Here is a 16,524-nt window from a genome sequence, read left to right on the forward strand (position 1 = left end):
CTCTTTTTATTTAATGGTTGCTTCTAAGTAATCAATTAATGGTTTACTGATATCTGTTGCAGAACCATTTTCTCCTGAATTTTCAACCATAATCATTGTTAAGAATTTATTGTTACTACGATCTAACGTTAGAAGGAAACTGTTTTCTTTGCCATCTGTATCTTGTTTATCTTTTATTTCAGCTGTTCCTGTTTTAGCAGCCAATGAGAAGTTCGGATTGTACATATTATAAACATAACCTGAAGGATCTTCCACACTACCTAAAAGATCTGTGGCAATTGTATTCGCTGCGTTGGCGCTGATTACATTGTCTTTTTTCTTCGTTTCTTTGTCTAAAACTAGTTTTGGATAGACTAATGTTCCATTATTTTGGAAAACACTATACATGGTAGCTTGCTGGATTGGCGAAATTAACAATTGACCTTGACCGTAGCCCGTATCTGCTAAAAGAATTTCAGAATTAAATTTATCTTCATTTGAAATTTGAGCAGGCGTCATGGCAATTGGTAAATCTAGTTCCTCACCGAAAATGAATTTATTAAGACCCGCTCTAAATTTGTCTTCTCCCATCCGTAATGTTTGTTGGGCAAAATAAATATTATCTGAATTAACTAAAGCGGTACGCAGATTGACTGGACTTGCTTCTTTTACACGTGTCGCAAAATAGCCGCCCCAAGATTTATCTTTTTGCCATTTCAAACCATTAATTTCTAGCTCTTCATCTGGCTTCAATGTCCCTGCATCTAAACCAATGGCACCGGTAATTGTTTTAAAGGTAGAGCCTGGTGCATAGCCTGTCGCAAAACGTGCTGTGAATGGTAAATCTTTGTTGTTATTGTAAGCATCATATTCTTTTTGAGAAATGCCATTGGCCATTTTATTAGGATCATACGAAGGTGAACTAACCGTTGCTAATAAATCGCCTTTTTGAGGATCGGTAATGACCGCACTACCAGGGCGTTTGTCAAATATAGCAAAAGCTTGTTGTTGTACGCCACTGTCAATCGTTAATTTAATCGTTTGACCATCTTTTTTCTCTTTGGTTTGTAAAGCTTTTTTGACATTCTCTTTGTCATCTAAAATAACTAGTGAGCCACCATCTTGCCCTCTTAATTCTTTATCAAACGCTCGTTCTAAGCCAGTTTTACCAATTACGCCCGTACTACTTAACTCTGGATTTTTTTCAATATCTTCTGCAGTAATGGTGCCCGTATACCCGATTAATTGCGCAGCTGCTTCCCCCAGCGGATAATAACGTGACTCTGTATCTTTTGTCGCAGCCCCTGTTGGTAATTCTGTCACTGGTTCAGAAGCGACTGTGATTGGTACAAAGGAGTCTGCTTGGACCCATCCTTGGCTTAACTTTTGATTGATTTCATCAACAGAAACGCCGAATTTATCACTAAAAGCTTTGATATTGGCTGTTTTTTCTGCGCCAGAACCGAGTTTGCCAGGCACTACGCCCACTTCGTCAAACACTTTGTTAATTGCTAGCCCACTACCATTACGATCGACAATTTCTCCACGTTTGGCATTATCTACTTGAATCGAAATTTTATCATTTCCTGACATATCTGGAAAAATTAAAGATGGCTTCCAAGCGATTTGGTAGGTATCGCCTTTTTTGGCGATACTTGATTGATAAGACAAATCTTTCATTTCGCCTAAAGGCGTGCTCATCGATAATTTATAGGTAAATGTGTATTGATTGTCTTTCGCCTTTTTGACTTGAACATCACTAGCTTTGACTCCTTCTGCTTGAATCCCTGAATAAATTGCTTGGTATTTTTCAACAACAGATTTAGTATCATAGCCATTTTTCTTTAAGCTAGCTTCTTGAACAACGGACGGTAACTTATCAAATTCCTGTTTTGACAATACGTTTAAAAATGTAGTAGCTGTTTTCTTCGCTTCGGCTAATTCTTGTTTGGCTTGCCATTGACTATAAGCATAATACCCGCCACCGGCAGCAGCGATTAGAACCAAGGCAGAAACACCAAGAATAAGTGGTTTTTTTGAAGATTTTTTATTACGATTGCTTCGTTCCATTCAATAATCCCCTAACTATATAATATGTCTTTTCTTCTATTATACGTAACTTTTTTTAAAATGCTTGTGTTTCACCTATACTTTTTTTAATTTCTTAATAAAGTTTGATCAATTTTTTCCATTTCATCAGGCTTTCGTTGGATTTCTCTGCATTCATTGTGTGGTATACTAGCTTTAACAATTAGTTTTTTATTAGGAGGAATGAACATGGGACTTATTAAAGCAGCAACAAGTTCAGTTGGCGGTGGCTTGGCCGATCAATGGCTAGAGGTTATTGAACCTGATAATATGGGGGACACAACCGTCATGACAAAAGGTGTTTTTGTACGTAAAGATGATAAACGTGGTTCTAATCGTAAAGGAACGGACGATGTTTTAACAGATGGTTCTGTTGTACATGTCTATCCCAACATGATGATGCTTCTTGTCGATGGTGGCAAAATCATCGATTACACTGCTGAAGAAGGCTATTATACAGTCAAAAATGATTCTGCGCCTTCAATGTTTAACGGTTCTTTAAAAGATGCGATTGCAGAGACCTTCAGTCGTTTCAAATTTGGTGGCGTAACTCCACAAAAACAACAAGTTTTTTATATTAATTTGCAAGAAATTAAAGGCATTAAATTTGGAACACCTGCGCCATTAAACTATTTTGATAATTTTTATAATGCCGAACTTTTCTTACGTGCACACGGAAATTACTCAATTAAAATTACAGATCCTTTGCTATTTTATACTAATGCGATTCCTAAAAACCAAACGCAAGTAGATATTAATGATATTAATGAACAATATTTGGCAGAGTTCATTACAGCATTGCAAGCAGCAATCAATCAAATGTCTGCTGATGGGCAACGTATTTCTTATGTTCCCTCAAAAAGTGTTGAATTAAGCAAATATATGCAAACTGCGCTTGATGAGGATTGGCGCACCAATCGCGGCATGGAAATTGTTTCTGTAGCAGTTGCGAGCATTTCTTATACAGATGATTCAACAAAATTAATCAACATGCGAAATGAAGGTGCTATGCTCAGCGATCCAGGTGTTCGCGAAGGCTATGTTCAAGGTTCCTTGGCTCGTGGTATGGAGGCTGCTGGTAAAAATGAAGGTGGCGCTATGAGCGGCTTTATGGGCGTTGGTATGGGCATGAATGCGAATGGCAACTACTTTGCGCAAGCGTCTCAAACAAACCAACAACAAATGCAAGAAAAACAAAACCAGCAAAACGCACAAGGGGCTACAGACACTTGGACTTGCCCACAATGTGGGACTGAAAACACTGGGAAGTTTTGTTCAAACTGTGGTACACCAAAACCAACAAACGAGAAACCAAAATTAGAAATGAAATGTAGTGAATGTAGCGAAATTGTTGACTTAAGTAATGGTATTCCTAAGTTCTGTCCACATTGTGGTAAACCATTCCAAGGGGTTCCTTTATAAGCAAGTAGTGAACAATTAAAGAAAAGGGTCAGGCACAAGTCTACCCTTTTTCTTTGAATCAGATTCCTGTTATTTACTCACTCTATTAGAAAGGACGGTTGCAATGGAAACAACATTTACCCATAAATGCCCCAACTGTGGCGGCCCGCTCTTATTTAATCCCAAAGATCAAAAATTTCATTGTGAATATTGTTTAAATATTTACACGGAAGAAGAAGTGACTCGTTATGAGCAACAGCAACATGAGGCGCATTTAGAGAATCCCTCAACAACGACTGCCGAGGAAAATTTGACTTTCACAGCGGAAGAAGAATCCTCCGCTACGCAACAAACAGAGACCACTGAGAATGAAACAACTGCAGATGTAGGCACAATGGAAATTTTTAATTGTCCAAGCTGTGGCGCTCAAATTGTCACCGATGCAACAACGGCTGCCACATACTGTTATTATTGCCATAATCCAGTTGTCTTGGCTGGTCGATTAAGTGGCGAATTTTCACCAGAAAATGTCTTACCCTTTACAATTGAAAAAGACGAAGCGATTGAAAAATTTCTCGCTTGGACCAAGAAAAAATGGTTCATTCCCCGAGATTTTTTCAGCAAAAATCAAATCGATAAATTAACTGGGGTTTACTTCCCCTATTGGGTCGTTGATGCAGAAGTCGACGGACAACTGCAAGCTACTGGCACAAGTATTCGCATTTGGCGCGTAGGTGATATTGAATACACCGAAACAAAACGTTTCAATGTGGGACGTTCAGGAAAATTATCGTTTAAAGAATTAGTTAAAAATGCCTTGTCAAAAAACGTCCAACAAAAAATGGTGGAAGGCGTTCAACCATTTTTAATTGATCAAGCGGTGCCTTTCAAAAGCCAATACCTAGCAGGTTTCCAAGCAGAAAAACGCGATATTGAATATGAAGCAATCAAAAAACACGTCCAACAAGAATTACAAGATTATTCGGAATCATTGTTACGGGACTCTGCTTCTGGTTATACTACGTTGACAAATGTTCGCACGGATATTTCTCTAAACCAAGAAAATAATCACTATATGCTTTTGCCAATTTGGTTAGTCACCTATCGCAGTCAGGAACAATCAAAAAAAGTTTATTATTATGCCATGAATGGACAAACAGGTAAAGTAAGCGGTGTGCTTCCAATTAGTTACACTCGTTTAGGGCTAGCAACGTTAGGCATTTTCGCTGGACTCTTAGCACTCTTTTTATTAGGAGGTTATTTCCTATGAAAAAACGACTTTTACCTATTTTTTTCCTAATACTTCTTACCTTTGGCCTTGCCCTACCCGTTTCGGCGGCTGAAAATTCAATTGATGATGGCGCACAATTACTGACACCTGATCAAATCAACCAACTAAAGCAAGAGATACAACCTTTAGAAGAAAAAACAAAAGCCTCTGTCTTTATTGTAACCACAAATAATAATACCTATGGCGATGAACAAGAATATGCAGATCATTATCTTTTAAATAAAGTTGGCAAGGACCAAAATGCGATTCTTTTTCTCATTGATATGGACTTACGGAAAATCTACATCTCTACTTCTGGAAACATGATTGATTATATGACAGATGCACGAATTGATGATACCTTAGATAAAATATGGGATAATATGAGTCAAGGAAATTATTTCGCGGCTGCTCAAACCTTTGTTCAGGAAACTCAAGCATTTGTTAATAAAGGGGTTCCTGGGGGGCACTATCGTGTGGACAGCGAAACAGGTAAAATCACTCGTTATAAAGTCATTACCCCGCTGGAAATGGTAATTGCTTTTGCTGCTGCGCTGATACTCAGTTTGGTCTTCTTAGGCATTAATATTTCTAAATATCAATTAAAATTTTCAAGTTATCAATATCCCTTTAGGGAAAAAACAACTTTAAACTTAACCTCCCGCACAGATCAGTTAACCAACTCTTTCATCACTACGCGTCGTATTCCTAAAAACAATGGCGGCAGTGGCGGAATGGGCGGTGGTGGTAGCACCACCCACTCAACTGGCGGCGGCACATTCGGTGGCGGCGGTCGAAGTTTTTAGATTTTTTATCTTTTTTAATTATTTCATAAAAATAATGGTGTTATTTTTATGAAATAATGATAAAATAAGTATACTGTGGTGTGTTATTTTTACACATGGCGGTATACTTATTTTCATTTAAACTAAGTGATTTGTAGTCCAAAGTTATTTAATTGGGGATTGTTTTCAACTATTTAGTAAGCGCTACAAATCATTAACTAAACTATGGGAGGGAAAGTGAAAATGAAAAAAAATGATTCAAATGAAGGAAAAGTAAAAAAACCATTTTATAAGAAAATTTGGTTTTGGGTTGTAGTAGTTATTGTACTGGGGATTGCTGGTAGTGGTCTTGGCAAAGAGGATAAAAAAGCAAGCAATGATACCAAAGAAGTGAAAACAGAAGCCTCTTCTTCAAAAGCTACGAATAGTTCAAAAAATGATACAAAAAAAGAAAGCTCTGAAAAGAAATCAGAAGATAAATCGAAAGATAACTCTGATTTAAAAGCAACTTACGATAAAATTAATGTCGGTGATATTATGAACAGCAGCGAAGGCGGTTCTACAGAAGATGAAGTAAAAGCAATTTTAGGTGAACCAGCCTCTTCTTCTACAACAGATATCCAAGGCATCTCTACCACTACTCTATCTTGGACAAATGTCAAGGGTGGTGATCTTCTTGCATCTATTACTGTTTCATTCTCTGATGGCAAAGCAGCGAGCAAATCTGTAAGTGGCTTGAAGGTTGCAAAACATGATAAAGTTACTGCAGACCAAGTAAATAACATTGCTACTGATGGTTCATATTCTGAAGAACAAGCTAGAAAAGATTTAGGAGACCCAACAGGGATTACTTCTACAAATATCAATGGTGAAAAAAATGATACTTTAATCTGGATGAAAAACTTAGATGGTGATTTAGGTGCTACTGTTACTGTTTCTTTTTCTAATGGAAGTGCAATTTCTAAATCAAGTTCAGGATTAAAATAAGAAAAACTTGTCATTGTAAAATATTAACAACGAAGTCAGGACAGAAGTGTTTAACTCCGAGCACCACGTAGGTAAGGATTAAGATATCCCGAACACTTGTGTGAGAAAGTCACTTTCGGCTTATTTCCGAAAGTGTTGCTTCTGTTCCCGCCGTTTATCAGTTTTTGAGCGTGGGACAAAAATCCAAAGTGATTTTTGTCCCACGCTCGTTTTCTATTTTAGTTGTAATTTTTTTCTTATTGAACAAAAATCTGTGAGCTGAAATTATAAAACCTATGAACATCATGGTATTTTATTGAAATACACTAGTATGCTTGCTTAGATACTCGAATAAAAGAAACGTTTTTCACAATACATATATCAAAAATAATAGATTTTTTTCTTCTTGGTATTTTCCCATAATTCTTGATAAGGTATTTCATGGATATCACGGAAATAGGCTACTTCAAACTTTTCAAAATCAGTTGACTGGCAGTTGCCGGTTAAAACACCAATTCCTGCTTTGCCATGACACGTTCCCATAAAAACATCCACGAGCGAATCACCTACCATAATTACTTCTGTCGCCTTCAATTGACATGACTGACAAAAGGCTTGGAGCATGTCCGCATCTGGTTTCGGTAAGTAACGATCTCCTGTCGCAATAAAATCAAACATTTCTGTTAAACCAAGATATTCCATAATCAACATAGTCGCTGGCAAAGTATCTGAAGTTGCTAATCCAATTTTATAGTTCTTCCGTTTCAGCTCAAGAAATAACTGTTTTAAATCACCAATCGGTTCGATCTTTTTCAGATTTTTTCGTAAATAATCATAAAAAAATTGCTCCAGCCATCGACTGCTGATTCCCTGTTCGACTAATTCCTCAAATTGCGCCAATTCCTGATAAAGTTCCTGATAAAGGACTTCATCAAGTAAATGTTTTTGCAAAAAACGTTGCTCCTGAATAGCTAATATCTTTTTTATTTCTGCTGAATGATGAGGGGCTAACATACTTAGTGTTTCAAAACAAGCTTGCAAACCTGCTTGCCAAAGAGTGTCAAAACGAATACACGTACCATCTTTATCAAATAAAATTCCTCGATTTTCCATGAAAGAACACCTCAAAACGTTTGCTTTGCTTCCTATTTGTTTCTTCAAGTATACTAATCATTTATTTGATTTTGATATTCTTTTTGTATCATTTGTGTAAAAAAATATAAAAAAGCAACGAATTTAGAAAAATTCGTTGCTTTTTTATTAATCAATCACTTTTTTCACTTTGAATTCTTTTGTTTCAGCAGACGGTTCTGTTTGATCAGCTAATTCAAATAAAATATGGGTACCATTTTCTTCATCTTCAACGATAATCAGTTTTCCTGGAATCTTTCGAGTATCTTTCGCAATTTGGGCTTCTTTAATTAATTCTTTTTGATCTCTTTTTGAAGCAAGGGCATTTCCTAAATTAAAAAAGACAGTTTCTTCCATAATTAACCACTCACTTTCTCTACTTTTCTTAAGTCAATTATAGCATATCCCTAGAAAAAGTGGCAGCTTGTGTCCTTTTACTTTCATTTAAGCATCAATAATCAAAGAATAAGCATAAGGACTTTCATAAATTCCTGAAGCATAATAATTGAGCCTCTTTTTAAATAGCGGGCCGTCAATTACCAACGTATGGTACTCCCCGTTTTCTCCGCAAATATCTAATTGATGCTCTTTAAGGTACGTGATAAATGTTTCATCTAACGGTTCTCCTAAAAATTTTATTGGAATACCTGCCTCTTTGCTGACCGTTTTGATAATTGCTGTGTACCCTTTTACCAAGAATTCTTTCACAAGTGCTTCGCGATTCTCCTGCCAAAGAGGTAATTGTGGCTCAAGCCCAGCACTTAATGCAACTTGGCGATCCCAAGCACCATTTTGTTCAATATCTATATCGCCAAAACAAACCGTTTCTGCACCTAATTTTTGGGTTTCCTGCAGTGCCTCAACCACTTTTTCTGTGTAATTTGTTTCATTGTTATGTGATATAACAAGTGGTAAATCTAACGCTTCGGCTGCTGCTTCTAAGACGGAGATTGGTATGCCGTGAAACCAAGAACGATTAATTTCATCACTTAATGTTGTCACTAACGCAACTGGCTGATTTCCTGCTTGTACCAATCGATCCATCGCCAATAAACAATCTTTACCAGAGCTATAACTTAAACAAAATTTTTTCATAACCGTTCCCTCTTTTCTCTATGACTATACCTCAAAACAATACATCCGTATACATATTTATTATTTAAGTATAACTAATACTGAATAGTTATTTGAATCAAAACATGGTATAAAATAGAGGTAAAGCAAGCTTTATTCACTTCTTTATATCTCTTTTCAACGGATGATCAGCTGGCGGAAACCAGCTGATCTTTTTTTCAAAAAACACAGCTATCTTTTGCAGTTTTCTTTTCCTCATGTTATAAAGAGATAGTAGGAAGCATTTATTCACTTCTTTACAAATCTATCTTAATCTTAGACAGTCGGCGGAAAACGGCTGTCTATTTATCTGGAAAAATTATGAACTCGTCAGCTAGTGGTCAGTTGACGAGTTTTATGTTATAATAATTAGAACACGAAAAATATTTTTAAACGAACCATTCAATTGTTTTGATGATTTTATTCAAAACTGGCGTGTCTAGAGAGATACAAGGATGTATTAGAGGTAGGGAATACATCGCTTAAATGAAAAATACTTGAATACTAGAAATAGTCTGATCCAACTTTAAAATAATAATATTGATTCGTTAGATAGCCTTCTCTTTAAAGAGAAGGCTATTGTCAATTAAAGAGTAAAACCACCGTATTCTTGTCAGTATACGGTGGTTTTACTTCTTCACATGTTACATATAATCAACAAATTTACTTCTGAACTTAACATGTAAATGAGCTCCTACGATAAATATTACTAATGTTGTTAGCCAAAAAACAACAAGCTGGGGCTTATCTTCAAAAAACCATCTTTTATAGAAAAATGTATCTCGAAATCCATTAATAATATATGCGTAAGGATTCAACATAAGAATTTTTGATAACCAAGACGGTAAATTCTTTGTACTCAAATCCCAAAAGACCCCTGACATATACATTAATACTTGGATAATAGAATTCAAGAAAATTTGATAATCCCTAATTAATGCAGCAATCGTTGAATTAATTAGACTAAAACTATATAAAAAGATAATCATCGCTACAATATAGTAAGGTAGCTGAATCCAATAAATAGAAATCTTTTCACCTGTCGAGATTGACACAATCGCTGTTAACGTAGTGAATGCAAAATAACTTGGTAACTCAGAAAATATTTTAACCATTGGCAATATACTTATTGGAAACTTCATTCTAGAGACCATGCCAACTTGCATATAAACAGAACTAGAAGCTTGTTTCGTTACTGTACTTAAAAAAATCCATGTACTTAATCCTACCATCAACCAAGCGATATAGGATACTCCTCCTTTTACGGTTCGAGCACCACCAAGGGCAATCCCAAAAGCAAAATAATAGACACCTAACTGAATTAAAGGACTTAAAATTTGCCATAAATTTCCTAAGATGTGGCTTTGATATAATGCTTTATTACTGTATTTAGCAATTCGTTGTGCAACGCCTAAGTATGAAAACTGTTCAGCTAAAATTAATTTTACCTCGCGCATTATTCAGTCACCTCTTTCAATTTCAACACTTGTCCAGGATAAATAGGTACCTCAATGATTTCTGGGTTCAAAGTTTGAAGTTGTTCTATAGTGAGTCCGTGATTTTCAGCAATCAAACTGACTGAATCTCCAACTTCCACAGTATACGTTGACACAGCTTGTTCACCATTATTATTTTCTGATGCGTTCGTTGAGCTAGACTGAACTTCTTCCTGCTGGCTAGATTCTTTTGTTGAAGCTGGTTTAGCTTTAGTTGTTTTCACAGCATTTGTATCCTTCCCTGCTACTTTCTCAGGAACAAATATACGTTGAATTGTTTCCGCTGGATGAATGAAAGCTGTTGTTAATGAAATACCCTTTACAAAGGTAAGACTTACATAAAAAATCATACAAAGTAGCAAAATTAACAAGCTCTTCGTACCAAGAGTCATTTTATCTCCAATTTTATTTTTAGTAGTAAATTTAATGACTTCTTTAGTCGTCCGGCGACTGCCTACTTGTTGATTGGCTTTTTCAAGAATTGTTTCTTGAAGTTGTTCCAAAGAAAAATTTCTCTGTTTGGCCTTGCCATCTCTCTGATACGATTCTTTTTGCGGTTCAGTGAAATGATTATAACGGTGCAAGAAAGCACGATATTCTTTTAAAATATGCTTAGTTTCACCAAATGCACGTAGGTCACCATAATGCATCCAAGCGACACGATCACAAATTTGCTCTACTTGTTGAATAGAATGAGAGACAAAAAAGATAGTTTTGCCTTGCTCTTTAAATGCAAGCATTTTTTTTAAGCCTTTATTATAGAAGGTTTGATCTCCTACAGATAACGCTTCATCGATTACTAAAATATCTGGATTTTGATGAACCGCAATTGAAAAACCAAGCTTAGCACGCATACCGCTAGAATAAGTTTTAACAGGCTGGTCGATAAAAACGCCTAATTCTGAGAATTCAATAATATCATCGATTTTGGCATCAATTTCTTTATTCTTTTCCCCCAACATTAAACATTTCATTCGAATATTTTCTCGTCCTGTTAAATTATTATTTAGTCCTGCACCAATCGAAATAATTGAAACTTCACCATTTATTTCAAGTTCTCCTGACGTTTGAGGGGTGATGCCTGAAATAATATTTGATAAAGTGGATTTGCCTGAACCATTTAAACCAATAATACCAATTGTTTCTCCAGAATATACGTCGAGGCTAACACCTTTTAACGCCCAAAATGTGGGAACTTTGTTTTGAAAAACACTAAAAAGTGTCTTCAATTTGTCAATACGTGTTTGCGCTAAACTGTATTCTTTGGTAAGTAATTTTGTTCTAACTTTCAGTTCTTTTTCCATTTGTTCCTCCGAGTCTAACCGTTCACTAGTTGGCCATTTCACCAAATTCTTTAGCGACTGCTTTCAAAGCTGCTCCGAAAACTTGGTCCATATCATAGTATTGATAATTGGCTAAACGTCCACCAAAAATAACTTTTTCTTGAGCGTTTGCTTTTTCTTTGTATTTTCTAAACAAAAGTGAATTTTTCTCATCATTAACAGGATAATAGGCTTCTTTTGAACGATCCCAATCTTGTGGGTATTCTTTCGTCAAAATCGTTTTGTTTTCATCGGCCTTTTGATCAAAATGTCGCCATTCCATTATCCGTGTATAGGGAGTTTCCGCATCTGTGTAATTAATTACGGCATTGCCTTGTGCATTGTTTGAATCTACTGTTTCATTTTCAAAACGTACTGAACGATATTCTAATTCGCCATAAGAATAATCAAAGAATGCATCAATCATCCCTGTATAAACAATTTTTGGAAACTCTGATAAGTAAGTTTCTTTCTCTGCCAAAAAGTCTTTATTCAATTGAATATCAATTAATTCACTCTCTAACAATTTATCAAACATAGCTGTATAACCGTCGACAGGTACGCCTTGATAGCGATGGTTAAAGTAATTATTATCAAAAGTAAAACGAGTTGGCAAACGGCGAATAATAAAACTTGGTAATTCCGTAGCCTTACGTCCCCACTGTTTTTCTGTATAGCCTTTAATTAATTTTTCATAGATATCCGTTCCTATCAAACGAATCGCTTGTTCTTCTAAATTTTTTGGAGCGCCTTTAATTCCAGCTGCCTCCCGCTGCTCTGAAATTTTTGCTTGTGCTTCAGCTGGTGTTTTTACCCCCCACATTTGGTAGAACGTGTTCATATTGAATGGTAGGTTGTAGAGCTCCCCTTTGTAATTAGCAACTACTTGATTGATGTAGCCATTGAATTCCGTCAATTGATTGACATAAGACCATACTTCTTTATTGTCAGTATGAAAAATATGGGCACCATAGTCATGGACATTAATCCCGTTTTCTTTATGTGTATACATATTGCCACCAATATGAGCACGTTTCTCAATAACTAATACTTTTTTTCCTCGTTTAGCTGCTTCACAAGCAAACGTTGCCCCAAAAGGTCCCGAACCAACAATTAAATAGTCATAATTTTTCGTATTGTATTTCATTTACTAACTTCTCCTAACAAAGTTACTTTCAATTTATTTCAAACACCAAATGCATTATTTATTTTTTCACTAGAGTAGCTAATACTTTTTTCCCAACGCCTTCTTTTGTGTAAGAATATAAGTTGATTTTTTCGTTATCTTTTTCTATTTTATAAACTACAAGTGATTTCAAATTTTTTCCCTTTAAAATCACAATATTATCATTTGTAGTGGAAACATCATAAATACGTTTGCCATCCAATGTCCACACATTATCTTTAACAACTAATGTTTTCCAATCCCAATTAGCTGTTACTTGATACTCTCCATTTGTAATCAAAGGTTGTTCTGAGTTAGTACTTTTGGAAATAGTTGTCTCTTGGTTTTCTGAATATTTTTTACTGATGTAATATCCTGACCAAAAACCACAACCGATACCAATTGCTAAAGACACAATTATTGTGATTATTTTCTTCATGTCACACACTCCCCTGTTTATTTAAAAGTTAAACTTGCTTCCCACATATTTGCACCTAAAATTCTCACTTCTGGTTTTAATAAAAATCCAGAAAATTCATAAACTTTTGCAATAATTAAATAAATTAATGCTTCATAGTCTTGAGCAGAGGCTTGTTCAACATTGATAAAGAAACCTGGATGTTTTTCAGATACTTTTACTCCGCCAATTCTAGTACCAACTAAGCCAGCTTGTTGAATTAATCGAGGCGCCCGTCCCCAAGTAAAAGTTGACCCATGATTTGGATGTGTTAGTGGGTGCATCCTTTCTCTAATTTCGACAGTTCCTACCATGTCATTTACCATATTTTCTAAATTACCTTCTGAAATCTGTAATTTAGTTTCTAGAATAATCCACTCAGGATGATCCATAAATGAACTATAGCGATGACTAAATTGAACATCTTCTTTATTTAAAACTTTAATTTCTCCATTTTCATCTACGATCGTAGCTTCAAGAAACATACTATTAATATCCTTAACTGTCCCAGCATTCATATAAACTGCGCCACCAATGGTTCCTGGAATATTATCTGCCCATTCTAAACCGCATTTCAAGTGTTCTAATAGATAATAAGATGTTTCAATTAAGCTTGCACCTGCCGAAACTGTTAAAACATTCCCCGTAATTTTACGATAATTCAAGGCAGTCATATTTAAAGTAATCCCACGGATACCACCATCACGGACTAAAATATTTGAACCTTTACCGATAACAGTTAAAGGAATCTGATTATTTTTAGCATATTTTACAATTAAAGCAACTTCTTCTATCGTTTTTGGAAAAATTAAAAGGTCTGCTGGACCACCAACAAAATTCGAAGCATATTCTTTTAATTCACGACCTACAAATAACTCTAAATCTGGTAATTCTTCTAAAAGATCTTGTTTCCACGAACGAATTCTCTCATTTTGCACAATTTTCATAATTAATTGTTTTCTTGTTAAAAGATTCTCGGGAATTGCTAATGCTTTTTTTTCTGTGCCTTGTTTCGGTTTAGGCTTAGGTTTTTGTATCGGATGCAAATACATAACATGTTCGATTTTTTCATCTTTCACATATTTACCGACGATTCTAAAAGGACTGAACGTTTCCTTTCCCTTAAACTTTTCACGATTAAATCTTGTAGTGACTTCACGATGATTATTCATAAAAATTAATTCTTTATCTGTTAGCTTCCAAAAGCTTTCATTAGGATTGGAATTTTTTATCGTACCATTTGGCGATAAAACAATTGCTGCGGAAATCGGAACAGTTGTTTTAGCTCGATAAAAATCCAAAGGTTTATTGATAATATATCGCCTAAATTCATCATATACTTCGTCTTCATCTGGGCTAAATTTACTTGTCAACGCATCGGTTAACCACTTATCTGAAATCTCTTTTTCTCTAGCAATCTTTCCAGCGGTCTTTTGATAGTCAAGTGCTAAACTAATATTTTTATTTTCTTCAATTTCTTGTTTTGTGTTTTGCTCATAGACACGTCTAGTTTCGCCAAGCTCAAACAGGTTCATCAAGCTATTAAAGCGGTCAATTCCACGTTGTTCATTATAAAAAATTGAAAACGGTTTTTGGAAAATAGTCGCAAAAACAGTGCCATGAAACGAATCAGTAATAATATATTTTGCTTCTCGATAAACAGATAAGAAATTTTCTGGTGTATCTTCAGAAACATATTCTACTGTATTAGGAAACGTTTTTTTCGCTAGTTCACGTCCTTTTAAAGGATTAGGCAGGACCACTAATTTCAGTCCCAATTTTTCTGCGATCGCTAGTGCTACACGAACTTTTTCCTTGTTAATATCCAAGAAAAAGACAGCCATATAATCTCCTGATTCTTGTCGTTTAAACGTAGCTTGATCAGCTAAAGAATCATATTCACTTCTTTCAACAAGATAGGTTGGATCCAAAGCCTGAATAACTTCTTCTTGAAAAATATCTTTCATAATTTGTACAGAAAAATCTTCTCTCATAGAAACATGATTAAACTGTGTAATATCTTTTTTGCGGTTTGCAACCCATTTAGGATCATATTTACTTGTATCTGCTTTTCCTAATGAAACAGAATAAGCAATTGTTTTATTACGAGGATAAACAAAATCTAAGAAATCATCGTCGTCTACCCAACCATTCCAGGGATTCCACATTTGATCAGAGCCTAAAATAAAGGTATCTAGATTTTCTAAATCGTTCAATGTCGGTAACGTTTCTTTTGTTAATTGTTCAGTATAGGGCATATTATTTTTCTTAAAAAAATTATACGCTAAAGGCATCCATGCTCGAAAGTTACTTCTGTTTTTATAACCTAGTGGTCCATCAATCATAACCGTCTCGTACCCTTTATTCTGTACATATTTGTTTAGAGCATAGTATGTTAAGATTGATCCATAATTTTGGTTATACCACCAGCCCATAATTGCTGCTTTTTTCATTTTTCCGCTCCTACTTTCTCTGTTACTTAATCAAATAAATAATTATTTATTAACGCTAATTGTAAATGAATACTTTCCATTATCGTAAGGCCGTGTATACCAATTGTATTTTCAGAATCAATCATTAATTCTAATTTTTTCAAGGTAAAACCATTAGATAAGGGGTAAATTTTCTCATACATTTTTTTATTTGCTTCAGAAGCAATCACCGTAATGTTTTCTAATTCATAGTTTGACTGTTCCATCTTATCTTTTATTCGGTTTGAAAAATCCATTTCTACGAAATCAAACATTAACTGGCGATCTATTCTACCATCCGCGCTGTTTACCCAAGGCTCTCGATCAATTACTGGATCTACACTAACTGTTTTGTAATTACCTGTAATACCTAATAATAACGCTCCCGTTCCGCCTCTAGAGTTTCCATAGAAGATTATATCTTGATGCTTCAGTCCAAATTCTGTTTTCTTTGCTTCAATTAAATCCAAAATTTCTTGCTCAAATAATGTGTAATAGGATCCTGACACAAAGCCAACATCAGCTATTCTAAGAATGATGGTATTTTTTCGAACAGATTGAGACAGGGTATTCCATTGTCTCAATCCAAAATATCTTTCTTTGGCGCCAGAGTGTCCCACTCCATCCGCAGGAACAAAAAGTACTACCATCTTCTTACTTAGTAATTCATTAAATTCTGGGATTTGGATACTATAATGAATATTTCCAAATTTTTCCAGACCAATAGATAGAGTATCTAGAGCAACAAAATTAAGTTGATCATTTAAAATTCCATCAACTGTATAACCTTGTAATGCTTTTGCCTTTATCAATTCTTTCTCTTCAGGATGATTATCTAAAAAATTCCATAAATCGTTCATTTTTAATCTCCTTTAAAATC

Annotated in this window: 14 protein-coding genes; 4 read left to right on the forward strand and 10 right to left on the reverse strand. The window is 35.1% G+C overall.

Annotated elements, in window-relative coordinates; translation table 11 throughout:
- Nucleotides 1-6: 6 nt before the first annotated feature.
- Nucleotides 7-2,049 (reverse strand): penicillin-binding transpeptidase domain-containing protein, encoded by a 2,043-nt coding sequence (locus tag IGK72_RS09965; protein ID WP_002356658.1) that lies wholly within the window; start codon nucleotides 2,047-2,049, stop codon nucleotides 7-9.
- Between the two features lie 207 nt (nucleotides 2,050-2,256).
- Between IGK72_RS09965 and IGK72_RS09970 the strand changes: the two genes are divergently transcribed.
- From IGK72_RS09970 to IGK72_RS09985, 4 genes are all read left to right on the forward strand, one after another.
- Complete coding sequence (locus tag IGK72_RS09970; protein WP_002356656.1) at nucleotides 2,257-3,489, forward strand: SPFH domain-containing protein; 1,233 nt, start codon at nucleotides 2,257-2,259, stop codon at nucleotides 3,487-3,489.
- Between the two features lie 103 nt (nucleotides 3,490-3,592).
- Entirely contained in the window at nucleotides 3,593-4,738 is a 1,146-nt protein-coding gene (locus tag IGK72_RS09975) for a hypothetical protein (RefSeq protein ID WP_023894467.1), read from the forward strand.
- Nucleotides 4,735-5,544: a TPM domain-containing protein gene (locus tag IGK72_RS09980; RefSeq protein WP_002379689.1), complete on the forward strand. Its 810-nt coding sequence runs from the start codon at nucleotides 4,735-4,737 to the stop codon at nucleotides 5,542-5,544. The genes IGK72_RS09975 and IGK72_RS09980 overlap by 4 nt, the downstream gene beginning before the upstream one ends.
- 222 nt (nucleotides 5,545-5,766) lie before the next feature.
- Nucleotides 5,767-6,510: a DUF3862 domain-containing protein gene (locus IGK72_RS09985; protein ID WP_002379690.1), complete on the forward strand. Its 744-nt coding sequence runs from the start codon at nucleotides 5,767-5,769 to the stop codon at nucleotides 6,508-6,510.
- Between the two features lie 360 nt (nucleotides 6,511-6,870).
- Here IGK72_RS09985 and IGK72_RS09990 read toward each other — a convergent pair whose 3' ends face one another.
- The 9 genes from IGK72_RS09990 to cpsF form a co-directional block, all read right to left on the reverse strand.
- Nucleotides 6,871-7,602 carry an HAD family hydrolase gene (locus tag IGK72_RS09990; RefSeq protein WP_002379691.1) on the reverse strand — a complete coding sequence of 244 codons (732 nt, stop codon included), beginning with the start codon at nucleotides 7,600-7,602 and terminating at the stop codon, nucleotides 6,871-6,873.
- A 147-nt stretch (nucleotides 7,603-7,749) separates the two neighbouring features.
- Nucleotides 7,750-7,977 carry a hypothetical protein gene (locus tag IGK72_RS09995; RefSeq protein WP_002362220.1) on the reverse strand — a complete coding sequence of 76 codons (228 nt, stop codon included), beginning with the start codon at nucleotides 7,975-7,977 and terminating at the stop codon, nucleotides 7,750-7,752.
- Between the two features lie 87 nt (nucleotides 7,978-8,064).
- Complete coding sequence (locus tag IGK72_RS10000) at nucleotides 8,065-8,715, reverse strand: diphthine--ammonia ligase (protein WP_023894597.1); 651 nt, start codon at nucleotides 8,713-8,715, stop codon at nucleotides 8,065-8,067.
- Between the two features lie 662 nt (nucleotides 8,716-9,377).
- Nucleotides 9,378-10,190: an ABC transporter permease gene (locus IGK72_RS10005; protein ID WP_002367095.1), complete on the reverse strand. Its 813-nt coding sequence runs from the start codon at nucleotides 10,188-10,190 to the stop codon at nucleotides 9,378-9,380.
- On the reverse strand, nucleotides 10,190-11,575 hold the full coding sequence (locus tag IGK72_RS10010; RefSeq protein WP_002392972.1) for an ATP-binding cassette domain-containing protein: 1,386 nt from the start codon (nucleotides 11,573-11,575) through the stop codon (nucleotides 10,190-10,192). The genes IGK72_RS10005 and IGK72_RS10010 overlap by 1 nt, the downstream gene beginning before the upstream one ends.
- A complete protein-coding gene (gene glf, locus IGK72_RS10015; protein ID WP_002376666.1) occupies nucleotides 11,559-12,698 on the reverse strand; it encodes a UDP-galactopyranose mutase in 1,140 nt (379 codons plus the stop codon). The genes IGK72_RS10010 and glf overlap by 17 nt, the downstream gene beginning before the upstream one ends.
- A 58-nt stretch (nucleotides 12,699-12,756) precedes the next feature.
- A complete protein-coding gene (gene cpsH, locus IGK72_RS10020) occupies nucleotides 12,757-13,155 on the reverse strand; it encodes a lipoprotein CpsH (RefSeq protein ID WP_002387128.1) in 399 nt (132 codons plus the stop codon).
- Between the two features lie 17 nt (nucleotides 13,156-13,172).
- Nucleotides 13,173-15,626: a UDP-N-acetylmuramate dehydrogenase gene (gene murB / locus IGK72_RS10025; protein ID WP_002359685.1), complete on the reverse strand. Its 2,454-nt coding sequence runs from the start codon at nucleotides 15,624-15,626 to the stop codon at nucleotides 13,173-13,175.
- Nucleotides 15,627-15,652: 26 nt separating this feature from the next.
- Entirely contained in the window at nucleotides 15,653-16,504 is an 852-nt protein-coding gene (gene cpsF, locus IGK72_RS10030; RefSeq protein WP_002367100.1) for a casular polysaccharide biosynthesis protein CpsF, read from the reverse strand.
- Between the last annotated feature and the right edge of the window lie 20 nt (nucleotides 16,505-16,524).

It is taken from the genome of Enterococcus sp. DIV0183 (genome assembly GCF_050541505.1).
Classification (GTDB): Bacteria; Bacillota; Bacilli; order Lactobacillales; family Enterococcaceae; genus Enterococcus; species Enterococcus faecalis.